Source organism: Microbacterium xerophyticum (genome assembly GCF_053543555.1).
On sequence record NZ_JBLVOB010000005.1, the window covers coordinates 400,243 to 423,971 of the forward strand.

At 67.9% G+C, this 23,729-nt stretch carries 18 protein-coding genes; 5 read left to right on the forward strand and 13 right to left on the reverse strand.

The genetic code is table 11. From position 1 onward, the window contains the following. Positions 1–63: 63 nt before the first annotated feature. From ACNPNP_RS06430 to ACNPNP_RS06475, 10 genes are all read right to left on the reverse strand, one after another. Entirely contained in the window at positions 64–1,878 is a 1,815-nt protein-coding gene (locus ACNPNP_RS06430; RefSeq protein WP_448965215.1) for an ABC transporter ATP-binding protein, read from the reverse strand. Continuing rightward, complete coding sequence (locus ACNPNP_RS06435; RefSeq protein WP_448965216.1) at positions 1,875–3,773, reverse strand: ABC transporter ATP-binding protein; 1,899 nt, start codon at positions 3,771–3,773, stop codon at positions 1,875–1,877. Before ACNPNP_RS06435 ends, ACNPNP_RS06430 begins: the two co-directional genes overlap by 4 nt. Positions 3,774–4,083: 310 nt before the next feature. Continuing rightward, the gene (locus tag ACNPNP_RS06440) at positions 4,084–6,120 is read right to left on the reverse strand and encodes a ligand-binding sensor domain-containing protein (protein ID WP_448965217.1); all 2,037 of its coding nucleotides are present in this window, start codon (positions 6,118–6,120) and stop codon (positions 4,084–4,086) included. 49 nt (positions 6,121–6,169) lie between these two features. After that, the gene (locus ACNPNP_RS06445) at positions 6,170–7,177 is read right to left on the reverse strand and encodes a hydroxyacid dehydrogenase (protein WP_448965218.1); all 1,008 of its coding nucleotides are present in this window, start codon (positions 7,175–7,177) and stop codon (positions 6,170–6,172) included. Next, on the reverse strand, positions 7,174–8,091 hold the full coding sequence (locus ACNPNP_RS06450; RefSeq protein ID WP_448965219.1) for a carbohydrate ABC transporter permease: 918 nt from the start codon (positions 8,089–8,091) through the stop codon (positions 7,174–7,176). The genes ACNPNP_RS06445 and ACNPNP_RS06450 overlap by 4 nt, the downstream gene beginning before the upstream one ends. After that, on the reverse strand, positions 8,088–9,020 hold the full coding sequence (locus tag ACNPNP_RS06455) for a carbohydrate ABC transporter permease (protein ID WP_448965220.1): 933 nt from the start codon (positions 9,018–9,020) through the stop codon (positions 8,088–8,090). Before ACNPNP_RS06455 ends, ACNPNP_RS06450 begins: the two co-directional genes overlap by 4 nt. 66 nt (positions 9,021–9,086) lie before the next feature. Next, the gene (locus ACNPNP_RS06460; RefSeq protein ID WP_448965221.1) at positions 9,087–10,388 is read right to left on the reverse strand and encodes an ABC transporter substrate-binding protein; all 1,302 of its coding nucleotides are present in this window, start codon (positions 10,386–10,388) and stop codon (positions 9,087–9,089) included. Positions 10,389–10,489: 101 nt separating this feature from the next. After that, positions 10,490–11,575, reverse strand: coding sequence for a LacI family DNA-binding transcriptional regulator (locus tag ACNPNP_RS06465; protein WP_448965222.1), 1,086 nt, complete (start codon positions 11,573–11,575; stop codon positions 10,490–10,492). A gap of 74 nt (positions 11,576–11,649) precedes the next feature. Continuing rightward, positions 11,650–12,144 (reverse strand): methylated-DNA--[protein]-cysteine S-methyltransferase, encoded by a 495-nt coding sequence (locus tag ACNPNP_RS06470; protein ID WP_448965223.1) that lies wholly within the window; start codon positions 12,142–12,144, stop codon positions 11,650–11,652. Continuing rightward, the gene (locus ACNPNP_RS06475; protein WP_448965224.1) at positions 12,141–13,634 is read right to left on the reverse strand and encodes a DNA-3-methyladenine glycosylase 2 family protein; all 1,494 of its coding nucleotides are present in this window, start codon (positions 13,632–13,634) and stop codon (positions 12,141–12,143) included. Before ACNPNP_RS06475 ends, ACNPNP_RS06470 begins: the two co-directional genes overlap by 4 nt. Positions 13,635–13,760: 126 nt before the next feature. Between ACNPNP_RS06475 and ACNPNP_RS06480 the strand changes: the two genes are divergently transcribed. From ACNPNP_RS06480 to ACNPNP_RS06500, 5 genes are read left to right on the forward strand one after another with little or no spacing between them, the layout of a single operon-like run. Next, entirely contained in the window at positions 13,761–14,885 is a 1,125-nt protein-coding gene (locus ACNPNP_RS06480; RefSeq protein ID WP_448965225.1) for a FecCD family ABC transporter permease, read from the forward strand. After that, positions 14,882–15,697 (forward strand): ABC transporter ATP-binding protein, encoded by an 816-nt coding sequence (locus tag ACNPNP_RS06485; RefSeq protein WP_448965226.1) that lies wholly within the window; start codon positions 14,882–14,884, stop codon positions 15,695–15,697. Before ACNPNP_RS06480 ends, ACNPNP_RS06485 begins: the two co-directional genes overlap by 4 nt. Further along, positions 15,694–16,710: an ABC transporter substrate-binding protein gene (locus ACNPNP_RS06490; protein ID WP_448965227.1), complete on the forward strand. Its 1,017-nt coding sequence runs from the start codon at positions 15,694–15,696 to the stop codon at positions 16,708–16,710. Before ACNPNP_RS06485 ends, ACNPNP_RS06490 begins: the two co-directional genes overlap by 4 nt. Positions 16,711–16,713: 3 nt before the next feature. Further along, positions 16,714–18,405, forward strand: coding sequence for an ABC transporter ATP-binding protein/permease (locus tag ACNPNP_RS06495; protein WP_448965228.1), 1,692 nt, complete (start codon positions 16,714–16,716; stop codon positions 18,403–18,405). Further along, positions 18,402–20,015: an ABC transporter ATP-binding protein gene (locus tag ACNPNP_RS06500; protein WP_448965229.1), complete on the forward strand. Its 1,614-nt coding sequence runs from the start codon at positions 18,402–18,404 to the stop codon at positions 20,013–20,015. The genes ACNPNP_RS06495 and ACNPNP_RS06500 overlap by 4 nt, the downstream gene beginning before the upstream one ends. Before the next feature lie 29 nt (positions 20,016–20,044). On the opposite strand, the gene purH is transcribed toward ACNPNP_RS06500, so the two are convergent. Genes purH through ACNPNP_RS06515 form a run of 3 tightly spaced genes read right to left on the reverse strand, consistent with a single transcriptional unit; the run spans position 20,045 to position 23,680 of the window. After that, positions 20,045–21,652 carry a bifunctional phosphoribosylaminoimidazolecarboxamide formyltransferase/IMP cyclohydrolase gene (gene purH, locus ACNPNP_RS06505; RefSeq protein WP_448965230.1) on the reverse strand — a complete coding sequence of 536 codons (1,608 nt, stop codon included), beginning with the start codon at positions 21,650–21,652 and terminating at the stop codon, positions 20,045–20,047. A 48-nt stretch (positions 21,653–21,700) separates the two neighbouring features. Beyond that, the gene (purN, locus tag ACNPNP_RS06510; protein ID WP_448965231.1) at positions 21,701–22,282 is read right to left on the reverse strand and encodes a phosphoribosylglycinamide formyltransferase; all 582 of its coding nucleotides are present in this window, start codon (positions 22,280–22,282) and stop codon (positions 21,701–21,703) included. Positions 22,283–22,291: 9 nt separating this feature from the next. Continuing rightward, complete coding sequence (locus ACNPNP_RS06515; RefSeq protein WP_448965232.1) at positions 22,292–23,680, reverse strand: cell division protein PerM; 1,389 nt, start codon at positions 23,678–23,680, stop codon at positions 22,292–22,294. Between the last annotated feature and the right edge of the window lie 49 nt (positions 23,681–23,729).

Here is a 23,729-nt window from a genome sequence, read left to right on the forward strand (position 1 = left end):
GGCCCTGATCCGAGGATCCGGCCGTCGGAGTCGCGCCCCCCGCCACGGTCGGCGGCGTGCGAACTAGACCAGCGTCTGCTGCCACGCCGCGTGCAGCTGCGCGAACTTGCCCGTGCCGCTGATCAGCGTCTCAGGAGTGTCGTCCTCGATGATCCTGCCGTGCTCCATGACCAGCACCCGGTCGGCGATCGCGACCGTCGACAGCCGGTGCGCGATGATGATGGCCGTCCGATCGGCGAGCAGCGTCTGCAGCGCATCCTGGATGAGCCGCTCCGACGGGATGTCGAGCGACGCGGTGGCCTCGTCGAGGATCAGCACTGCGGGGTCGGCGAGGAAGGCCCGCGCGAACGAGATCAGCTGCCGCTGTCCGGCCGACACGCGTCCACCGCGTTTGTTCACGTCACTGGCGTATCCGTCCGGAAGAGCCTCGATGAACTCATCGGCACCCACGGCCTTCGCGGCTGCGCGGATCTCGTCCATCGTGGCATCCGGCTTCCCGAGCGCGATGTTGTCCGCGACCGTTCCGCTGAACAGGTATGCCTCCTGGGTGACCATGACGATCGCCCGGCGCAGATCCTTCGGATGCAGCGAACGCAGGTCCACTCCATCGAGCGTGACGCGCCCGAGCGAGGGGTCGTAGAACCGCGAGATGAGCTTCGCGAGCGTCGACTTGCCCGCTCCCGTCGTGCCCACGAGCGCGATGGTCTGCCCCGCGGGGATGTCGAGGCTGAAGTTCGGCAGGATCGTCTTCTCGCCCGAGTACCCGAAAGTGACCTCGTCGAAGTTCACGTGGCCACGGGACTCCCACAGGTCGACCGGCTTCTCGGGGTCCGGTACCGTCGGCACCTCGTCCAGCACTCCGGAGACCTTCTCCAGTGCCGCCGTGGCGGACTGGTAGGAGTTCAGGAACATCGCGATCTCCTGCATCGGCGCGAAGAAGTTGCGCACGTACAGGACGGCCGACAGCAGCACACCCACTGTCAGTGCTCCGGTCGAGACACGGATGCCGCCCCAGAGCACGACGAGACCCAGCGTGAAGGCGGCCACCGTCATCAGCCCTGGCTCGAAGGTGCCGAAGAGCAGCATCGAACGGCGGTTCACGTCGCGGTAGTCACCGGCGACCTTCTCGAAGCTCGCGTCGTTGCGCGGCTCCTTGCGGAACGCCTTGACGGCGCGGATGCCCGTCATGGTCTCCACGAACTGCACGATGACCTTGGCGCTGATGACGCGCGACTCGCGGAAGATGACCTGCGAGCGCGAGTAGAACCAGCGCATGAGCAGGTACAGCGGGATCAGGGCGATCAGCAGGATCACTCCGGACTGCCAGTCCCACACGAGCAGCGTGATGAACGTGAACGCGCCGAACAGCACGCCCGATACGAGGTTGTTGAGACCGCCGTCGAGCAGTTCACGGATCGAGTCGAGGTCGCTCGTCTGCCGCGAGATGATCCGCCCGGAGGTGTAGGTCTCATGGAACTCGAGGCTCAGCCGCTGAGTGTGCAGAAAGATCCGCTTGCGCAGATCGATCAGCACCGCCTGCGTGATGCGTGCGGCGATCACGACGTACCAGCCGATCAGCGCTGCCGCGGCACCGCCGGCGACCAGGTAGATGATTCCGATGCCGAACGTCGGCATCCAGTCGGCGTTGTCGATCACGGCCGGGAGCGCCCAGTCGAGTCCGACGCCGATGAGGATGGGGCCGGCGACCTGGAGTGCCGTCGAAAGCACGAGCACGATCGCCGCGAGCACGATCTGCGCGCGCAGGGGGCTCACGAGAGAGCCGAGCAGCCGCAGCGAACGCTGACGGATCGCCTTGCTCTCCTCGCGGGTGTAGTTGGAGCGGTCCTCGCCCTCGGTCCCTGTCAGTGTCGCGCTCATGCCTGCACCTCCTCTTCCTCGGTGGCGGATGCTTCGACGGCGGTGCCCCTCGCTTCGAGGTCTTCATCCGTGATGATCGGGATGGCACCGGTGCGCGCGGCCTCCTCCGCCTCGAGGCTGGAGATCACGTGCCGGTAGTGCGAGCTCGTGCGCAGCAGCTCGGAGTGCGTGCCGACCGCCGTGATCCTGCCGCGCTCGAGCAGCGCGACCCGGTCGGCGAGCGCGACGGTGGACGGACGGTGGGCGACGATCATCGCCGTGGTGTCGGCGAGCACACGCCGCAGGGCCTCTTCCACGAGGGCCTCTGTATCGACGTCCAGCGCCGAGAGCGGGTCGTCGAGCACCAGCACCCTGGGGTTCGCCGCGACCGCGCGTGCGAGCGCCAGGCGCTGGCGCTGCCCACCGGACAGGCTGAGCCCCTCCTCGCCGATCACGGTCTCCACGCCATCCGGGAGCGCATCCACGAACGTCGCCTGCGCGACCTCCAGTGCTTCGCGCAGTACGCGCTCGCCCTCTTCGCCGTGGATGTCGAGCTCGGCACGGCCGAGCAGCACGTTCTCGCGGACGGATGCCGAGAACAATGTCGCGTCCTCGAATGCCATCGCGATGTGGCGGCGCAGCTCCACGAGCGTCAGGTCGCGCACGTCGACGCCGTCGAGCAGGACTCGTCCTCCCGTCACGTCGTACAGACGGGTCGGCAGCGTGGTGAGGGTCGTCTTGCCGCTGCCGGTGAGGCCGACCAGCGCCATGGTCTCACCCGGTCGCAGCACCAGGTCGATGCCGTCGAGAAGATCGCGCTCGGCGTCGCCGGCATCCTGATAGCGGAAGTGCGCGTTCTCGAAGACGAGCTCGCCGCGGGGCTCCTCGATGTGCACAGGGTGCTCGGGGTCGGTGATGCTGTTCGTCTCGGAGAAGATGTCGAACACGCGGTCGGATGCCGTGCGCGCGTCGAGCATGAACGAGAACAGGAACCCGATCGACTCGATCGGCCAACGCAGCACCGTCGCCATCGCGAAGAACGCGAACAGCTCCGGCAACTCGATCGCGTCCTGCGAGATCAGCCATATGCCCGACATCAGGCTGAGGCCGAAGGCGATCTGCGGCATCAGATCGAGCCAGAACCAGATGGATCCGACCGCGCGCGCCTTGCTGAGCTCCGTCGCACGCAGCGACTCGGCCTGAGTGCTGAAACGGCTGAGCGCGTGCTTTCCGCGACCGAAGGCCTTCAGCACGCGGATGCCGTGCACGCTCTCCTCGACGCTGGTGGCGAGGTCGCCGGCCTGATCCTGGCTCTGACGTGCGAGGCGCCCGTAGCGCTTCTCGAAGCGGTAGCCGGTGATCCACAGCGGGATCGCGGTGACGATGAAGATCGTGCCCAGCAGCCAATGCCAGCGGAACAGCAGCACCGCTCCGATGATGATGGTGAGCAGGTTGACGACGAGCAGGATGAGCCCGAACGCCAACCACCGGCGGATGAGGCCGATGTCCTGCATCATGCGGCTGAGCAGCTGACCGGACTGCCAGCGATCGTGGAAGGCGACCGGCAGCGTCTGAAGACGCGAGTACAGCAGCGTGCGCATGCGGTACTCGACCTCGGTCGAGGGCTTCAGGATGAACCAGCGGCGCAGCCACACCATGAGCGCTTCGCCGAAGCCCAGCACGAGCACGACGACGGCACCGAGGACGATGAGGCCGATCGACCCGGTGCGGATGGGGCCCTGCACGATCTGCTCGAGCACGAGCGGGATCATCAGAGCGATGACGGCGGCGCCGAGAGCGCTCGCGGCGCCTCCCCCGAACCGCCAGATCACGGGACGGACGAACGGTGCGAGGCGCCAGAGTGCGGCTGGAGTGGACAGCGAAGAGGACTGTTTCTGCGATGACGAGGAAGACATGACTCTCAGACGAGTTTCGATGCGGAAGAGGAGAGAGATGGGCTCGGCCGTGAGGCCAGGAGCCGGGAAATCGAAGTGCGGAGTGAAGCGCTATCCGCGGTGCACCGGGTTCGAGCCAAGAACGGTGATCTGCGCAGCGGCGATCGAAATCATGGTGTCCTCCTCAGGCTCGGCATCGTCGCCCGGTCGGTGCGACAGCCCTCCAGCCTATTGCTGTGAACCAGCTGGGCGCAAGAGACATTCCCCTAACGCCGCGGGGCCGCACGGGAACTCAGCCCGCGCGGCCTCGAGGGTCCTCCTCACACATGCATCACGCGTGCGGGTGATCGTCCACCCTCACCAGCATCCGTCCTCGGAGCGTGTAGATCGCACCGTCCTCGTCGACGTTGAGGTGCGGGCCGCTGTACCAGCCGCCGTTGATGGCGGGGACGACCTCTGTGACCTCGAACGTGCGCGGGTGGATGCGGAAGAGCGTGGTATCCGACACGGCATAGATCACCCCGCGCGCCGCCTTCATCGCGGCGAATCCTGGGCTGATGGTCCTGAGATCGGCAGTGTGCACGATCTCTCGCCGAGGCCTGTCGATCACCACCAACCCGCCACCGAGTGTCAGCGCGAAGAGGTGGCGTCCGTGACTGGCGAGGGCGGCGATGCCATTCGGCAGCGCAGTCTCGATGCGCCAGAGTTCCTTGTGGGCGATCGGATCCCACGCGACTATCGTGCCGCGGGGGCCGGTCTTCTGGGCGTTGTCGCCTCCGAGATAGGCGACGCCGTCGACCGAGACGACCGCGCGTACCAGTTGCACATCATCGATCGGATTGATCGCGTGCGTGCTCGCGCCTGTAGCAGGGTCGTACGTCCACAGCGAGCCGCCGCCTTCGGTGTCGGCCTGTGCAGCAACCAGGAGCAATCGGTTGCTCTCGTCCCAGTGAGTGTCGAGCGGACGGTTCTGCTCGGACGGGAACGACGCGACCCGGTGGATCGGATCGCCGGATGCCGGGTCGTAGGACCAGATGCCCTGCGAGCTGTACTGTCCGGTGTAGAGCACGCCGTCGACGACTTCGGCGTCCTTCGCCTCCCCCGGAGCGCGGAGATTCACTGCCTCCCCCGTAGTGAGATCGTGACGTGCGATGCCGCCGTTGCCGCCGACGTACGCGAATCCCGCACCGACGGCGATGCCCATGCAGGTCTGCGCACTCACCGGAGCGCCGGCCAGGCCGAGGTCGTATTCGCCGCGGACGGCACCATCCAGCTCGAAGTCGGCGACGAATCCATAGCCGGATACCGCGACCAGCCCGTCGGCATGCGCGTCGAGTCCCCAGATCTCTCCGAGATCGATGCCGAGCGGGAGCTGGTCGACATTCGAAGTACCGGGAACCCATCGGACGATACCGGTCTCGTTCGCGCAGTGCACCGCGCCGCCCAGCACGGCGAAGTTCTTGGCCGTCTTGCCGATCGACGTCACCAACTCGTACGACGAGTGATCCGCGAGGGCGACGGCCGCGAGCTTTGAGGACTCCGCGGAGGCAGCGGTCGAGACGAGCAGACGTTCGCCGTCGACGGCGAGCTCACGGATGCTCGGATCGTTGGTCATCTCGACCGGCGTGATGTCGCTGTGGGTCCCACTCGCACGGTCGTACGCGTACAGCGCGGCCCTGCTGGTGCCCGAGCCGCCGCCGAGCGTACTGCCCGCACCGAAGTAGACAGTCTGATCGGTCGCGGCGACCGCGCGCGCGAGTGTCACCTTCGCGTCGGGAACGCCGAGGCTGGTGACGACGCCGGTGACCGGGCTGTATTGCCATAGCGCCGGAGCCCCGGTTCCACCGCCGCCCACCGCGAACAGCGTGCCGTCTGGCGAGACCGCGAGGTCGCGCACATCCCGATCGCCAGTCCTGCCGATCGCGCGCGCCGGACTCGTCGGATCCGACAGGTCCCAGCGATACAGGTTGTCCGGGCCGGCTTCCTTCTGGAGCACGCCGATGTAGAGAAGACGGTTGACGGGATCGACGGCGAGCGCCTGGATGCTGTGGCCATTGCCGAGCGTGGTGGTGTGCATGACGCTCGCGGATGCGACGTCGAATGCGATGACGCCGGTCGGCTCGAGGTTACGTGATCCGATGTAGGAGACGCCTTCGAAGAGCACTCCGCTCATGAGCGAGTATTGTTCTATCCCGGAGCCGAGCTCCGTGACCGATGTGCCCGGCCGACCGGTTCTGACGCCGAACGCGGACGTCGCCAGCTGGGCCGCGTGCGCGGCGGGCGGTGCGGCGATTCCGATGGCCGCCGAGAGCAAGCCGCCCGCGCTTACCATGAGCATGGTCCGTCGCGAGAACTGAGATTCCGTCATGAGTGTTGCTCCTTCTTTGTCGTCGTTGATCGGGAAGGTGAGGCGAGGGTCACGCGGTGATGCCGAGCATCTCCGCGTCGATCGCGTGCATCAGCGGACGGCCGGTCGCGATCCGGCGCAGCTCGTCGAGCATCGACTCGGAGAGCCGATTGAGTTCCCGGCCGAGGGACCCGGCGACATGCGGTGTCAGAAGCGCGTGCTCAGATGTGTACAGGGGATGCTCCGGCTCCAGGACCCATGGCACCGTGACGTCGAGGATCGCGAACAGTTCGCCGGCGATCACACGGCGGGTGAGAGCCTCCTGGTCGATGATCTCGCCGCGCGCGGTGTTTACCAGGGTGGCGCCATGGCGCATCCAGCCGATGCCCTCGGCGCTGACGAGGTGCTGCGTGGCGGGCAGGGAGGGGGCATGCACCGAGACCACGTCGCTGGTGCGAAGCAGCTCCTCGAGCGGCACCGAGGCGACGCCGAGTTCTTCGGCCACGGTGTCCGTGAGGTACGGGTCGTACACGACCACCTCGAAGGCGTAGTCGCGCAGCATGTCGATCACGATCCGTCCGATCTTGGATGCACCGACGATGCCGATGCGCTGACCGTAGTTGCCCATGCCGTGGAAGGCGCCCTCCACGTCGAACGTGTCCCGGAGCTCTCGATAGCGCTGCGCTATCGGCAGCACCTTCTTGCCGGCGAGGACGATCATCGCAACGGTGTACTCCGCCACGGGGACGGCGTTCGCCGCCGCCGCAGTGCTCACTCGCACACCTCGGTCGATCACGATGGGGTCGATGTACGGCTTCACCGTCCCGGCTGCGTGCAGCACGGCTTCCAGGTGCGGGGCCCTGTCGAGCACCGCGGCATCGAGGCGCGGCGCTCCCCACCCGCTCACTAGCACCTCGACGCGGGCGAGGGTCTCTTTGGCGGCATCCGATTCGAAGTCGGTGAGGAAACCCGCGACATGCGCGATGGCCTCGTACTCCCGCATCCTGGCCGGTGAGAAGACCCGCTCGCGGACGGAGTCCGCCATCGCGAAGGCGATCACAGGGCGACGCGCGGTCACTTGACGCTCCCTGCCGAGAGACCAGCACGCCAGAAGCGCTGCAGCATCACGAAGGCGATGATCAGCGGCACCACCGAGATGAACGATCCGGCGATGACGAGCGGGGAAAACTCGGGGTTCTGCTGCACCTGGCTCTGCCACAGAGCGATACCGACGCTCGAGGGGAAGAGCTCGCGGTTCTGCAGCATGATCAGCGGCAGCATGAAGTTGTTCCAGATGCCGACGAACTGGAACAACGCGATCGTGACGAAGCCGGGAACCAGCATCGGCAGGCCGACCTGGAGGAAGCTCCGGAAGGGGCCAGCGCCGTCCACCCTAGCGGCCTCCAGGGTCTCAGCGGGCAGGTACCCCGACGAGAACACTCTCGCGAGGTAGACGCTGAACGGATTGCACAGCGTGGGGATCAGCACCGCCCAGATCGTGTTGGTCATCCCGACGGATGCGGCGAGCAGGTACAACGGGATCACGGGCGCGGTGTTCGGGATGAGCACGCCGATGAGCACGGCCGAGTAGAGGCCGCGCTTGCCGCGGAACTCGAACTTGTCGAAGGCGTAGCCGGCCATCAGCGAGATGAATCCGCCGAGGATCGCGCCGACGCCCGCGTACAGGATGCTGTTGGCCAGCCACCGCAGGAAGATGCCGTCGTCCTGAACCAGGAGGCGCTGCAGATTGACGAGGAAGTCGGTGCCGAACGCGAACGCGTTACCGGAGTACAGCTCCCCGGCACTCTTGGTGGATGCGAAGACGAGCCAGAGCAACGGAAGCACCATGTAGGCGGAGCCGAGGATCAGCAGCCCGTTGACGCCGACGATGGCGGGGATGCGGCGATCCGTGCGGCGCTTGCGGCGACGCTCTGGAGCGCTCTTCGCGGGTGCCGGTGCGATCTGCGCCGGGGTGTCGAACACGGCAGTCATCGCGTCGGCTCCTTCGAGGTGAATCGGGTGACGACCCAGGACAGCAGGCCGGCGAGCAGGGCGAGGATGATCGAGGCGGCTGCCGCCTGCGGCAGGTTGTTGCGGTTGAATGCCGCGTCGTACGCCCACATGTTGGGAACCCAGGTGCTCGTGACCGCGGTGGTCGCAGAAGACAGGATCTTTGGCTCCGTGAACAGTTGGAGCGAGCCGATCACCGTGAACAGCAGCGCCACGCCGATGGCGGGCCACACGAGCGGGGTCTTGATCGACACCGCGGTGCGGATCTCGCCGGCGCCGTCGACCCTGGCGGCCTCGAGGACCTCCCGCGGCACGGCCTGCAGCGCGGTGAACAGGATGATGACGTTGTACCCGGCCCACTCCCACACCGCGATGTTGACGATAGACGGGAGGACGAGATGGATGGAGAGGAAATCGATCGCGATGCCGCCGGACTGCAGGGCATTCACGATCGGGCTCACGCCCGGTGTGTAGAGGTACGCCCAGATGAGTGCGGCGATGACGCCCGGCACGGCATGCGGGAGGAAGAGCAGCAGCTGGAACGCCCGTTTGGCGTATGTGACCGTGGCGTCGAGCAGCAGCGCGAGGATCAGCGCGACGGCGAGCAGCGATGGCACGTAGAGCAGGCAGTAGATCGCGAGACGACCGAAACCGTCCGTGAAGGTGCGGTCGGCCAGCACCTCGAGGTAGTTGCCCAGGCCGACGAACTCGACTGTGGTGCCACCGAAGCCGAGGCCGCTGCGCTGCTCCGCGAACAGGCTCATCCCGACCGCGTAGATCACCGGCGCGATCATCGTCAATGCGAAGAGAGCGAAGAAGGGAATCAGGAAGATCGAAGCCGTGCGTCCGCCCGTCCCCGGAATCGACTTCTTCTTCGCGGCGCTTCGCGCCGTGCGCGTCTGGCTGCTCATCATCATTGTCCTTCGGTAGGGATCAAGGGGGCGGAGCTTGTGGGCCCCGCCCCACGAAGGTGTGCGCTATTCGGTGATGTCGAGACCGAGCTTCTCGAGCCCGTCGACCGTCGACTGCTGCGTCGCCGTCAGCGCTTCACCGAGTGTCGCCGACGCCGTGACGGCGTCTTTGAGCGCAGTGGCGGTGAGGTCGTACTTCGGTCCCCATGCCCAGGCACCGAGGTTCTCGGAGGCCTCATCGAACACCTCGTAGATGTCGTTGGCGTAATAGTCGGTGGGTGCGACCGCAGCGGCGGCCTCGTTCAGCCCCGGGTAAGCCAGGTAGGCAGTGCCCACGGCGCCACGCGCTTCCACGGCATCCGGTGAGGTGACGAGCCACTCGAGGAACACGGCGGCTGCCGTCGCGTTGTCGGAATCCGAGGGGATCGCGAAGCTCGTTCCGCCACTCAGGGCGCCGGTCGGCTCTCCGTCCCACGACGGCGGTACCGCCGCGATCCACTTGCCGGCCTGACCGGTGGCCTCGGTGCGGGTCTTCAGACCGGAGGCGCTCCAGGATCCGCCGACCCAGGCGTTGACGACGCCGTTGTTCAAGTCAGCCGTCCACTCGTCGCTGAACCCGAGCTGCTTCTTGACGAGATCCTCGTCGATGAGACGCTGCCAGTAGTCGGCGACCTCAGTCGACGTCGTGTCGTCGATCGCGACGTTCCAGTGGTCATCCTCGACGCCGAACCACTCGGATTCCGCTTGCCACGACAACGGTGCCAATTGCGGCTCGTTCGTGAAGAAGCTCGTGAGGTACGCGTCCGGGTTCGAAGCCTTGACGGCGCGTGCGGCGTCCTCGAACTCGTCCCACGTCGTCGGCACGTCGACACCGGCGGCCTCCAGCACATCCTGTCGGTACCAGATGACCAGCGGAGGCGCATCGTACGGAACGGCGTATGCCGCGTCCGCGAACGAGACGAGATTCCGCACCTGCTCGTCGTACTCGCCCAGGACATCCTGCGGCACGAGTCCGTCGACCGGCTGAACCTGCTCTGCGGCGACGAATCCCGGCAAGCGGTCGTACTCGATGCCGACGACATCGGGACCACTGCCAGATTCGATGGCTGCAGACAGCTTGGTGTAACCGCCGTTGGCTCCGTTCGGGATCTCCTCGAATCGGACGTCGATATCGTCCTGGCTTGCGTTGAACGCGGCGGCGACATCGGCCATGCCGCTCAGCGAAGACCAGAATGTGACTTCGCCTGCGGCGGGAGCGCTCTCTGGTTCTTTGCTCTCAACAGGGTTTGCGCCACCGGCGCAGCCAGCGAGCAGTGCGATGGATGCCGCGAGGGCGCCCGTGGCGGTGAGGGTTCGACGCAGGGACATCGGCGGGTTCTCCTTTGAATCGTTGACCGTGCGTATCGATCATCAACGACTCCTCCTCCCGCGCCTAAGTCAGGCCGCTCTTTCTAACAGAACCTAACAATTCAATGGTTCCGAACCGTCGAATCGCGCACGATCAGGGTCGGCAGCAGCGCCATGCGCACTGGAGTCCGCGGTGAACCAGACGCCTGCTTCAGCCGGTCGAAGCACAGCCGCAGCGCAGCGTGACCGAGCTCGTGCTTCGGCGGCGCGATCGCAGTGAGCGGCACGGTCGCGAAGGCCGCGACCTCGTCGTCGTACGCGATCACGGCGAAATCCTCGGGAATGCGCAAGCCCCGCTCCAGCACGAGGTTCGTGAATGCCATGGCATCGGCATCGCCGAGAAGTATCGCGGCCGTGACGCCTCGTTCTAGGCAGTCGCTGAGCAGGTCGTCGAGTTCGACGATGTTCGCATCGTCGCCGACCTGCGGGTGCGAGAGGTCGCGCCGAAACGGAAGCGCGGCTGCCGAGTCCAGAGCAGTCATCGCTCGCCGGAATCCCGCATCCAGGCCCGCGACAGTAGCGGATGGCCTGGCCGCCAGTGCGATCGCGACATGCCCCTGTTGCGCGAGATGTCGCACGGCCACCTCCGCACCGTGCGCATGGTCGGTGCGGACCCATTCGAGTCGGCCGGCGAGGTCGTCTTCGACGGAGCGTTCGACCATGACCACGGGGATGTCCGCCTCTTCCAGCGTTCGCTGCAGCGGCGACGTCTGTGCGATCGCATCGTGCGGCGTGATCATTAGGGCGTCGACGCCGCTTGAGATCAATCTCTCCGCCTGACGCAGCTCCTCCAGCGGTGAGTAGTTCGTCGCTCCGACCACGAGCCTGCAGTTCGATTCATGAGCCGCCTGACTCGCCCCGCGGATCACTTCGGCGAAGTAGTACTGCGTCGTCGGTACGATCATCCCGATGGTGGCCACGGGGCGTGGTCGCGTCGCCGGCGTTTCCCTCGACTGCTGTTGTGCCACCGGGAGGGAGATCGCTCCGCCGTGCACGCGAACCAGGAGGTCGCGCTGTTCCAGAGAAACCAGATCGCGCCAAAGAGTCATGGTCGTGACGCCCAGTCGCGCGGCGAACGGGGCGCTCGACAGAGCACCTCTCAACTCCAGCTCTCGCAGGATCGCGTCATGACGAGCAGCAGCGGGCACATGCACCTCCGATCGGGCTCCGCACCAGTCTGCCTCTCTTGACGGCGCGCGTCTGGATCACGTCGCGCTCGACCTCAAGCCGCGGCCTCTCTGGCGAGCAGCGACTGCTTCACCGGCAGTCCCCAGGCGAAGCCGCCCAGCGAGCCGTCTGTGCGCAGCACCCGGTGGCAGGGGACGAAGAGCGCCGGCGCGTTGCGCGCGCAGATAGATGCCGCGGCCCGCACCGCCTGCGGATTGCCGAGCCCCGCGGCGAAGGACGTGTAGGTCAGCGGCTCCCCCGGTGCGATCCGGCGCAGCGCATCCCAGCCGGCCTGCTGCATCTCGGTGCCGAACTGGCGCACCGGCACGGAGTCGATCGCAGCGAAGTCGCCGTCGTAGTACGCGATGACAGCGGCCGCGGCATCCGTCTCGCCCTCTCGGACATCGACCGGGCGCGTGCGCGCGGCGAGTCGGGAGATGACGGCCTCATGATCGGAGGTCCACCCGGAGGCGAGCACGCGCTGATCGCCGTCGACGAGAAGGGTGAAGGCACCGTCTGCGGTGTCGATGGTCTGGATGAGAGCGGTCATGAGAGCTCCTTGATCGTCGTCTTCATTTTCTTGGGAGTGCGAACGGGCGCGGTACGCCACAGGTGCGCGGTGAGATAACTGCGCCAGGGCGCGACGCGCTCGGCCCAGGCGGTGAGAGGTTTCGGATCTGACGGGAGTCCGGATGCCGCGGCCCCGGCGCGTACGGCGACATCGCCGGGGAGGAAAACATCCGGGTCGCCGATCACGCGCATCCGCACGTAGTCCGCGGTCCACGGGCCGATCCCCGGCATGGCGAGGAGCGCCGCACGCTGCGCCGAACGGTCGTCTCCGACCGTGAGCGTCAGCGATCCGTCGGCGAGAGCCGCGCCGGCGCCGGTGATGGCTCTGATGCGCGCGGCCGGACCGCGCAGTACTTCCGCGCCGCGCTCGGCGATCGCGGACATCGTCGGGAAGAGGTGTCCGTCCTCGACCTTCTCCCCCAGCGCCACGGCCAGTGCCGTGAGCGCCGTGCGCGCTGCGACGACCGTGATCTGCTGACCGACCATCGCCCGGATGAGCATCTCATGCGGGTCCGCCGCGCCGGGCACGCGGATGCCGGGCACGCGCGCGACGAGCGGAGCGAGCAGCGGGTGCGCAGACAGCGCCGCGTCGACGGCGGTCGGGTCGGCATCCAGATCGAATATCCGCCGAGCGGTCGCGACGAGAGGGGCGAGGTCGCCGAGGTGGGCTACTCGAGCGCGCAGGCGCAGCGTGGAAGCACCGTCCTGGCGCACCTCGAACCACGCGGGGCCGCCTGGCATGCGCAGGTACCTGGAGAACGAACTCGCGGTCGTGTTCTCCACCCCGGGCAGGGCGCGTGCAGCCATCCACGCGAAGATACCGGCCGCATCCATCGGCTCCCGATGCGGGAGGAGCAGGTCGATCGTCCCCGGCATCGCGACCGGCGAGATCTTTCGCCGTGCACGCAATTCGGTGGGGGTCAGCGAGAACACTTCTCGGATCGTGTCGTTGCACTGGCGGATGCTGGCGAATCCGGCAGAGAAGGCGATGTCAGAGATCGGCAGGTCAGTGCCGACGAGCAGCATCCGCGCGTTGTGGGCACGATGCGCACGAGCGAGGGCGAGTGGTCCGGCTCCGAGTTCAGCGGTCAGCAGTCGGGTGAGATGACGAGAGGAGTAGCCGAGCCGCGCGGCGAGCCCGGAGACCCCTTCCCGCTCGACGACGCCGTCGGCGATGAGCCTCATGGCGCGCGCGGCCGCGTCGCCGCGGAGGTCCCACGCAGGCGATCCGGGTGCCGCCTCGGGCAGGCAGCGTTTGCAGGCGCGAAAACCGGCTTCATGCGCTGCGGCACTCGTCGGATAGAAGCTGACGTTCTCCCGCTTCGGCGTGCGCGCCGGGCACGACGGGCGGCAGTAGATGCCGGTCGAGTGCACGGCCGTGACGAACTGGCCGTCGAAGCGGATGTCGCGCGCATCGATCGCACGGTATCGCTCATCGAAGCTCATCGTGCTCAGTGAGGGGAAGGTCATGCCTACACTCTGACACGTCCGAATGCCGCTGACTCGCGGAAATCGGACACAGCAGTGCTGACGTTCGCAAGACCTCGGAGCGCGTCGTATTGAATTCGATAATCATTCTCAGTAGGGTGAGCGCTTGTGTCCCACCTCACCGAACCGCCAGCACTGCACGTCGGTCCCCCGCACCGCGAGAGCACGCCGCACCCCGGGAGCCGGCTGGCTCGCCGCACCTCGTGGATCAGCGTCGCGCTGGGTCTGGTGATCGTGCTGCTCGTGATCGTCTCGGGCGCAGTCGGGGCGGTTCATGTCGATCCCGTGCAGGCCGCACAGATCGTCCTGGGGCATCTGCTTCCCGGGATGGCGTGGATGTCGGACGGCTCCCTGACCCCGCTGCAGGATCAGGCCGTCTGGCAGTTCCGCCTCCCCCGCGCCCTTCTGGCGGGCCTCGCCGGTGCAGGGCTGGCTCTCGCCGGCGCGCTCATGCAGGTCACCGTGCGCAACCCGCTCGCCGAGCCGTATATTCTCGGTGTCTCCTCCGGCGCGAGCGTGGGCGCGGTACTCGTCATCGTGCTGGGATCGGCGACGCTGGGCGGCCTCTCACTCAACATCGCCGCCTTCATCGGGGCTGTCATCGCGTGCGCCTGCGTCGCCGTGATGGCGAGGAAGGACGGCGCGCTGTCCCCGACGCGCATGATCCTCGCCGGCGTCGCCCTCGGAACGCTCTTCAGCGCGATCACGAGCTACCTCACGATCTCGACCGACGCGCAGAACGTCGTGAGCGTCCTGTTCTTCCTCCTCGGCAGTGTCTCGGCCGCCACGATGCCGAGCCTCCTCGGGCCCGCGATCGCTCTCTGTGTCGCGATCATCGTGGCGATGTTCCTCTCGCGCTCGCTCAACGCCCTCATGACCGGAGACGAATCCGCGATATCACTCGGTGTGAATCCTTCGCGGCTGCGGGCGCTGATGCTCGTCCTGGCGTCGCTGCTCACCGGAGCCGTCGTCGCCGTGGCAGGCGGCATCGGCTTCGTCGGCCTCGTCATCCCGCACATCGCGCGCATCGTGGTGGGGGCTGATCACCGACGGATGCTGCCGTTGACCGTACTCGGCGGGGCGGTCTTCCTGATGATCGCCGACCTTCTCGCTCGCACCGTCGCCATGCCGACCGAGATTCCGCTGGGGATCCTCACGGCATTCGTCGGCGCCCCCTTCTTCCTCTGGCTGATGCGTCGAAGCGGCGCCGAGCAGGCCGGGTTCGGCCGATGAAGGTCGAGTTCGACGGTGTCACCGTCGCCCTGGGCGGCCGTGACATCGTGCACGACGCATCATTGACCGCTGACTCCGGAAGCGTCGTGGGCCTGATCGGCCCTAACGGCAGCGGAAAGTCCACCCTGCTGCGGACCCTGTACCGTGCCGTGCGTCCACGAGAGGGCCAGATACGCGTCGACGGCACGGATGTGCACCGCCTCAGTGGACGGGAAGCGGCCCGTGCCGTCGCCGTCATGCTTCAGGATCCGCACACCGACTTCGATCTCACCGTCCACGAGCTCGTGCTGCTCGGGCGTGCGCCGCACCGGGCCTCTTTCGGACGCGACAGCGCCGAGGACCTGCGGATCGTCGACGAGGCGATGCGCAGCGTCGACGTGAGCGATCTTGCGGAGCGAATGGCAGCCACGCTGTCGGGCGGCCAGCGGCAACGCGTCATGCTGGCCAGGGCGCTCGCCCAGCAGACACCGGTTCTCGTGCTCGATGAGCCGAGCAATCATCTGGACATCCGACACCAGCTCGAGCTGATGAGCATCGTCCGCGGACTGGGGCGCACGGTGATCGCCGCCCTGCACGATCTGAATCTCGCGCTTCAGTACTGCGACCGCGTCGTGGTACTCGCCGATGGCGGTGTCGTTGCTCAAGGCCCACCGTCAGAGATCCTGACTCCCGACCTCATCCGCGCGACATTCGGCGTCGATGCACGCCTCATAGGCGACCCCGCTGGCCAGGTGCTCGCCTTCCACCGCCAGAACGAAGGACGGCTCGAACCCGTGCCATTGATCACCCGAACAGAAAGTGTCCGACCATGACATCCTCTTCCTCCATCGCGCTTCGCGTCGCCGGGGCATCCACCCTCGCCGTCGCCGCGCTGCTCGCCACCGGCTGCGGCTCCTCCGTCGCGTCGACGCCCGCCGACGACACCGACGACGCGCAGCGGACGAGCCTGCAGAACTGCGGTCGTGAGATCGTCGTCGACGGCGCACCGGAGGCGGTCGTCGGGATGCATCCCTCGCAGACGGAACTCCTGCTGCGCCTCGGCCTCGCGGATCGGCTCGTAGGACAGGCGCAGGCCACCGCCCTGGCGTTGCCGGACGACGTCTCCTCCCTCGCCGCAGACGTTCCGGTGCTCGCCGGGCTCACGCCTCCGAGTCGTGAGGATCTGCTGGCAGTCGCGCCCGACTTCGTGTACTCGCCCACGACCTACGAGTTCACCGCCGAGCAGGGCTTCGCCAGCATCGAGCAGCTCGAGGAAGCGGGGGCAGCGGTGTACGTCGCCACCGGCGGATGCTTCGACCGTCGTATGAGCGGCGAAGTGGCGGACCTGTTCATCGACCTGGAGAACCTCGGCGAGATCTTCGCGGTGCAGGATGCGGCGGCAGAGCTCATCGATGACGCGCGGTCGGATCTCGCTGAGGTCGCCGCCGCGATCGAGGGCGTCGACCGGCTTCGGGTCGCCGAGGTCTATGTCGAGGGCACGACGCTGTCCGCTATCGGCGCCGGCGTCGAGCACGACATCCTGACACTCGCAGGTGCGGACACCGTCTACGCGCCCGACCAGCCCGCGTTCTCCGACTTCTTCGCCGCGACGATCACGCCGGAGTCGTTGGCCGCGGAGCAGCCGGATGCAGTCGTCTTCTCCGTGCACGATGCGGAGCACGAAGCCGCGGTGCGCGCGTACCTCACGACCACCTTCCCGGACATGCCCGCTGTGAAGGAAGACCGACTGATCGCCGTCGCCAGCGCCGACATGTTCCCCGGGACGCTCGGCAACATCAGCGTCGTGCGCCAGATCGCGGAGCACCTCTACCCCGAGAGGTTCTGACAGGTGATCCACCGACGTCTCCTCCAGCTCGCCGGCGCGGTGCCGGGCGCGATCGCGGCGCTCGCAGCTGTGGGGATGCTGATCTCCGCGCTGCACGTGACGTTCGCTTTCGTCACGGCGGCAGTGATCACTGCGCTGGTTCGTGGAGAGGGGGACGTCGGTTTCGCGCTGATCATCCTCATGGTCGTGGCGCTCGCCAGAGCAGGTGTGGTCTGTCTGCGCGAACCGCTTGCGGCACGGATCGGCGCGTCAGTGCGCATCGCGCTGCGCAGGCGTCTGCTGGCGAGGACAGCCGACATCCCCGCAGCGGAGCGCCGCTCCGGAGACACGGCGGCGACGGTCATCGACGGCGTGGACGGCCTCGATGCCTACTACACGCGCTATCTGCCGCAGCTCGTCGTGGTGCTCCTGGTGCCCGCGACGATCATCGCACTGGTGTCTGCTCAGGATGTCGGCGCAGGGGCCGTGCTCGCGGTCGCCGGTGCCTCGGCGGTCATCGTCCCACGGTTGTGGGACGCCCGCCTGCTGCGCAACGGACGATCCCGCTGGGCTGCGTTCGCGCGGCTGTCCGGCGACTACGTCGAAGCGCTGCAGTCGATCCCGCTGCTGCGGGCGTTCGGAGCCGCCGAGAGATTCGGAACCGGACTCGAGCAGCGGGCCGAGGCACTGCGCCTGTCGACCATGGCGCAGATGCGCGTCTCTCTGATCGAGAGCGGACTGAGCGCGATGGCGATGCATCTGGGGACCGTCCTCGCCGTCCTCGCCGCGGCATCCGCTGTACTCACCGGAAGCCCTGCGACGACAGCGATCGTCGTGCTGCTGCTGTCGCGCGAGTGCTTCCGCCCGCTCTCCGAACTGAGCACGCATTGGCATGCGGGCTACCTCGGACTCACTGCCGTCGATGGGCTCGACCGGCTGCTCTCGCTGCACGCGGCGGTGCCCGATGACGGCACCGTCACCACACCCGCGGCGGAGGGCGCAGAGATCTCCATCCGCGATCTGACGTACAGGTACCCGGGTACCGACAGCGGAATCCGCGGGATCACGCTTGAGATCGAATCGGGCGAGACCGTCGCGATCCTCGGCACATCCGGATCAGGGAAGAGCACGCTCGGACGGCTGCTCGAGCGCGAGATCGACCCCGACGAGGGTGACATCCTCCTCGACGGCATCCCGTTACCGCAGCGCACAAGATCGGCCCTCGCGCGGAGCGTGGTGACGGTCCCCCAGGATCCGGTGCTGTTCGCGTGGTCAGTGCAGGAGAATCTTCGGCTGTACCGTCAGCATGCGAGCGATGCCGAGATACAGCAGGCGGCGGTTGCGGCCGACATCGACCAGGTCATCCGCGATCTCCCCGAGGGATACGACACCGTCCTCGGCGAGAACGGCGATCAGTTGTCCGGCGGTCAGCGGCAGCGCCTGGCGATCGCGCGCGCCCTGGTCGCTCGCGCACCCGTCCTCATCCTCGACGAGGTGACGTCTGCGCTCGACGCCGAGACTGAACAGCGCGTCATGGACGGCGTCGACGCTCACGATCCGCGACGCACGACCATCCTCATCGCCCATCGCGAGAGCGCATGCGTTCACGCCGATCGCTGGATCGCCCTCGACCAGGGCGGCATCATCTCGTCGGGAGACGGACCTCCTGCACGTGGTCGACCGCATGCCCGGATCCACATCGGGAGCGCTCGATGAAAGCGATCCGCCGGCTGCTTCCCGTCATCGCCACATATCGTGGGCGGTTCATCGAGACCGTGCTGTGGAGCGTCGTCGTCCAGGGCGCGACCCTGGCGATCGCCCTCGGCCTCGCCGTGGTCGTCGGCCGGGTCGTCACCGGCTCCGGTGAGGACTTCCCGTCGTTCACCGTGATGCTCGTGCTGCTCTGCGCGGTCGTGGCCACATCGACCTGGCGCGAATCGTGGGTCTCGCACGACCTCGCCTACCGTCTCATCGGCGTGCTTCGAGGGCGGGTCTTCACCTCCCTGCGGCGAGCGCTGCCTTCTCGACGCCGCCCCCGCCGCACCGGGGATCTCGTGTCGACTCTGGTCGCGCACATCGAGACCTTGGAGTGGCTGTACGCGCACACGGTGGCGCAGACGCTGTCGGCGGTGCTGGTGCTGTCGGCGAGCGCAGTCGTCTCGCTGACGATCAACCCTGCGCTGCTCGCGGTGTGGCTTCCGCTGCTGCTGATCGCCGTCGCCGTCCCGCTGTGCACAGCGCGTATCGCAGCCTGCAAAGGCGCCGCGCTCGCCGCGGGGGCGGGCAATGTCCGGTCGGAACTGCTCGACACGATGCGGGGTGTGCGTGAGTTGCGCGGTGCGGATGCCCTCGAGGCGCGGATCGACCGCATCAGCGAGGAGGAGCGACGGCTGGCGCGAGTCCAGGTGAAAGATGCGGCTCGAGTGGGGCTGGAGCGCGGGATCGCTGATCTGACACTCGCCGCTGCGGTCATCGGAGCCGTCAGCATCGCGCTCCTGGCAGGTTCGCGCCTCGACCCGGCCGATGTCCCCCTGGCCGTGGCGGTGTCGGTCGCCGGGCTGGGACCGGCGGCGCAGATCATCGATCTGCTCCGCGGCGCCGGAATGCTCGGCGCGTCGGCAGAGCGGATCGTTGAGGCGTTCGATGAGCCGTCTTCGACTGGTGAGCCCGTTGCGGCTGGGAGACCCCGTGATGAGCGTGGTCTGGTGCTGGACGGCGTCGGCTTCAGTTACGACGGTGCCGCGACCGTGCTCGACCGACTCGACCTGCACGTTCGTCCTGGCGAGACCGTCGCGCTTGTCGGAGCGTCCGGCGCAGGCAAGACGACTGCGGCCCGGTTGGCGCTGCGCCTCTGGGATCCGGATGCCGGCGCTGTGCGTATAGACGGGATCGACATCCGTGCTCTGGCGGATCGGGATCTGCGCCGCCTCGTCGCCGTCGTACCGCAGTCATCGCCACTGCTGCAAGGCACCATCCGCTCCAACATCACGCTGGGCGATCCGGATGCCAGCGAGCAGTCGATTCGACGCGCGGCGGCGTCCGCGGGGCTGCTCGCCGCGGAGGCCGCGCTGCCCATCGGGCTGGAGACTCCGATCGGCGAGCATGGCGCAGGGCTCTCCGGCGGTCAGCGAGCGCGCGTCGCGATCGCCCGTGCGCTGCTCCGAGACCCACGAGTGCTGGTGCTCGACGAGGCCACGGCGTCCCTCGATCCGGAGGCGGACGAGGCGATCCTCGAGCTGCTGCGCCGTGACGAGGACAGGGCGATCCTGCTGATCGCACACCGCCCGGCGACGATCGCCGCGGCGGATCGCCAGGTGCATCTCTGATGATCCGTCGCTCGGCGGGCCCGCCGGACTCAGTGGAAGAAGTGGCGCTCCCCCGTGAAGAACATCGTCACCCCGGCGGCCTCCGCCGCAGCGATGACCTCGTTGTCGCGCACGGATCCACCGGGCTGGATGATCGTCTTCACGCCCGCGTCGATCAGGATCTGAGGTCCGTCGGCGAACGGGAAGAACGCGTCGGATGCCGCGACCGATCCCTTGACCCGGTCGCCTGCGCGCTCGACCGCGAGGCGGCACGAGTCGACACGGTTGACCTGGCCCATGCCGATGCCGACCGTGGCCTTGCCCTGCGCGAGCACGATCGCGTTGGACTTCACTGCGCGGCAGGCCTTCCACGCGAAGATGAGGTCCGACATCTCGTCGTCCGCGGGGCGCTCGCCCGTGATGAGCTGCCAGTTGTCCGCCACGGCGCCGATCTCGTCGGGGAAGCGGTCGGCGTCCTGCAGCAGCAGCCCACCGGAGACCAGGCGCACATCCATCTGCTCCTGCTGCCAGTCGTCAGGCAGCTGCAGCACGCGCAGATTCTTCTTCGCCTTGAACACCGCCAGAGCCTCCGGCTCGAACGACGGGGCCACGATGACCTCGGTGAAGATGTCCTTGAGGTTCTCGGCCATCTTCAGCGTGACGGTGCCGTTCGTGGCGATCACGCCGCCGTACGCCGACACCGGGTCGCACTCGTGCGCGCGCAGGTGCGCGCTGGCGATGGGGTCGAGGGCGTTCGGCGCCGTCGTCGCGATGCCGCACGGGTTCGCGTGCTTCACGATCGCGACGGCTGGCAGCACCATGTCGAAGGCGGCGCGCAGCGCGGCATCCGCGTCGACGTAGTTGTTGTACGACATCTCCTTGCCCTGCAGCTGCACGGCCTGTGCGATGCCGTGACCGCCGACGCGGGTGTAGATCGCGCCGCGCTGGTGGGCGTTCTCGCCATAGCGCAGGGTCGACAGGCGCTCGGCCTTGATCGTCAGGTGCTCGGGCAGTTCGCCGCCGTCGTTGAGCGTTCCCTCGGCGAACCAGGCGGCGACGGCCGTGTCGTATGTGGAGGTGTGCGCGAAGGCACGGGCGGCGAGTTCACGGCGCTGCGAGAGCGTGGTGCCCCCGGCGGCGACAGCCTCGATGATCGCCGGATACGACTCGGGCGAGACGACGATCGCGACGTTGGCGTGGTTCTTCGCCGCAGCGCGCACCATGGCAGGGCCGCCGATGTCGATCTGCTCGACGGCGTCGTCACCGGTCGCTCCGGACGCGACGGCTTCGACGAACGGGTACAGGTTCACGACGACGAGCTCGAACGGCTCGATCTCGAGTTCGGCGAGCTGGCGTTCGTGGTCCTCCAGGCGCAGATCCGCCAGCAGACCGCCGTGGATGCGCGGGTGCAGGGTCTTCACGCGACCGTCGAGCATCTCGGCGACGCCGGTGACGGCGGCGACATCGGTGACCTCGTGTCCGGCCTCACGAATGGTCGCAGCCGTCGATCCCGTCGACACGATCTCGACGCCGGCGCCCGCCAGCGCGGCCGCCAGTTCGAGCAGATCGGTCTTGTCGCTCACCGAGACGAGTGCGCGCCGGATCGGCACGGTGTCGCGTTCGCGGTACAGGGACGAGTCGTGGCGCGGACCGGCCATGGAGGGCTCCTTCGTGCGATTTTCGGATGCGGTACAGGGGGACGGAAATCAGTGTGTCAGCGCGAGATCGCCCGTGGCGATGCGTCGCACGACGTCGATGAGCAGCCGCCGTTCGACGGGCTTGATGCGCTCGTGCAGGGTCTTTTCGGTGTCGTCCTCGAGCACGGGGATGCGCTCCTGCGCGAGGATCGGCCCGCTGTCGATGCCGTCGTCGACGACGATGACGCTGGCGCCGGTCTGCCGCGCACCGGCGGCGAGAGCGTCGCGGACGGCGTGCGCGCCGGGGAACTCGGGCAGGTATGCGGGATGAGTGTTGACGATCCGCGGGCTGTAGCGCGCCACCAGCGATGCCGGCAGCAGGCGCATGAGCCCGCTGAGCACGACGAGGTCGGGGTTCCAGACGTCGAGCTGGCGTCCGAGCTCCTGCCCCCATGCTTCACGATCGTCGAAGGCGCGGAACGGGGCGGTGAAGGTGGGAACGCCGAACTCCTCAGCATGGGCGAGACCTTCGGCGTCGCGATCGGCGCCGACCACGACTATCCGCGCGGGGAAGTCGGGGTGGCGTGCGGCCTCGAGCAGAGCGCGGAGATTCGAGCCGGTGCCCGAGATGAGAACGGCGACCGTGAGCACCCGGCCAGTCTAGCGGTGCGTGGGAGTGCTGCCGTCCCCGAAGAATCCGTGCTCGTCCAGCGGTGCCGTGTCATTCGCGTCGGGATCGTCTGCGGCAGGCGTGTCCCCCGCAGCAGCACTCGATGGTGCACCGGCATCCGCAGTCGGCGACGCGCCCATCTCGGCGACCCAGCGGTCGGTGCGCTCCTCCGCGAGCTCGTCGCGGTGCCGCGGTGCGAGCAGCAGGATCGCCGCGCCCACCAGCACCTCTGCGCCGATCGCGAGCGCGGTCCACCCGACGTGCGGCCCGGTCTCGGCCAGTCGTGCGGGCCCGATGGAGCCGGATGCCAGCGCTGCGGCGATAGCGACGACGCCCGCGCTTCCCAGCGCGATGCCGACCGTGATCGCGAGCCGCGGACCCAGCGGGCGGGCGACGTTCTCCCACACGAGCCTCGAGCGCACGATCCAGCCGGCGAACGCGCCGGCGCCGACCGGGAGCAGCACGACGATGAGCATCCAGATGGAGCTGTTCTCCGGCAGCAGGCCGAACATGGGGATGCCGGGGACGACACCGAGCTGAGTACCTGCCGGAGAGACGGCGGTGCCTGCGCCCACCGCGATTCCTGGACCTGCCAGCCACGCGACGGCCCACACGAGCAGCGTCGGCAGGTAGGCGAGGTGACCGAGCGTGAGGATGGTGACCCCCGTCGCATCGACGCGCGCGGCCTCGAAGAGGGCGACGACCTCGCCGCCGCGCAGGGCCACGGCCACGGCGACGGCCACGCCCGCGATCCCCGCCAGGCTCACGATCACCACGGCGGTGCCGCGCACGATCTCGGTGGGCAGGACACCCCAGTCGCCCCAGCCGTCGGCGATGTCGTGCAGGCGGTCGACGATGCCGCCGTCGCCCTCTCGCCAGGCGTAGCGGAGGGCACCGCAGAGCGCGCCCACGAGATAGACGGACGACGGCAGAACGATGGCGAACGCGAACGATGCCTCAGCGCCGGCGATGTGCGACGTCGACGCCACCCCTGTCGCGATCAGCGCGAAGGTGACCGACCCGGCGAGGACGCCGAGCAGCCACGTGCCCGAGCGCGCAGCTCTCGTGCCGGAGCGTGCCGCGAACAGCAGAGTGAAGATCAGGAAGGCCAGCGGCGTGAGCGAGAGCGTGAAGCGCGCGGCATCCGGTGAGATGCCGACCGCTGTCACGACCTCATCGGGGATGACGATCTCCAGCGGCACCCCGTGACCGAACTGCCAGAGCGTCGCGGATGCCGGCCAGAGCGCTCCCCAATCGGCGGTCGCCCCGAAAGCGAGCGTCCACAGCAGAGTGAGGGGCGCGAGCAGCACGGCGAGGCCGACGGCGGCCGCGATGGCGGCATCGACCGCGGCGAGGATCGCGACGAGGAGGCGTTGCATGTCTCAACGAGACTACGACGAGAACCTGACTGGCCCACGGTGGCGCGCG

Bases quoted from the DNA above. Each gene is read 5' to 3' on its own strand.
- ACNPNP_RS06430 (WP_448965215.1), bottom strand. From the start codon at position 1,878: ATGAGCGCGACACTGACAGGGACCGAGGGCGAGGACCGCTCCAACTAC.
- ACNPNP_RS06435 (WP_448965216.1), bottom strand. From the start codon at position 3,773: ATGTCTTCCTCGTCATCGCAGAAACAGTCCTCTTCGCTGTCCACTCCA.
- ACNPNP_RS06440 (WP_448965217.1), bottom strand. From the start codon at position 6,120: ATGACGGAATCTCAGTTCTCGCGACGGACCATGCTCATGGTAAGCGCG.
- ACNPNP_RS06450 (WP_448965219.1), bottom strand. From the start codon at position 8,091: ATGACTGCCGTGTTCGACACCCCGGCGCAGATCGCACCGGCACCCGCG.
- ACNPNP_RS06455 (WP_448965220.1), bottom strand. From the start codon at position 9,020: ATGAGCAGCCAGACGCGCACGGCGCGAAGCGCCGCGAAGAAGAAGTCG.
- ACNPNP_RS06460 (WP_448965221.1), bottom strand. From the start codon at position 10,388: ATGTCCCTGCGTCGAACCCTCACCGCCACGGGCGCCCTCGCGGCATCC.
- ACNPNP_RS06470 (WP_448965223.1), bottom strand. From the start codon at position 12,144: ATGACCGCTCTCATCCAGACCATCGACACCGCAGACGGTGCCTTCACC.
- ACNPNP_RS06475 (WP_448965224.1), bottom strand. From the start codon at position 13,634: ATGACCTTCCCCTCACTGAGCACGATGAGCTTCGATGAGCGATACCGT.
- ACNPNP_RS06485 (WP_448965226.1), top strand. From the start codon at position 14,882: ATGAAGGTCGAGTTCGACGGTGTCACCGTCGCCCTGGGCGGCCGTGAC.
- ACNPNP_RS06490 (WP_448965227.1), top strand. From the start codon at position 15,694: ATGACATCCTCTTCCTCCATCGCGCTTCGCGTCGCCGGGGCATCCACC.
- ACNPNP_RS06500 (WP_448965229.1), top strand. From the start codon at position 18,402: ATGAAAGCGATCCGCCGGCTGCTTCCCGTCATCGCCACATATCGTGGG.
- purH (WP_448965230.1), bottom strand. From the start codon at position 21,652: ATGGCCGGTCCGCGCCACGACTCGTCCCTGTACCGCGAACGCGACACC.
- ACNPNP_RS06515 (WP_448965232.1), bottom strand. From the start codon at position 23,680: ATGCAACGCCTCCTCGTCGCGATCCTCGCCGCGGTCGATGCCGCCATC.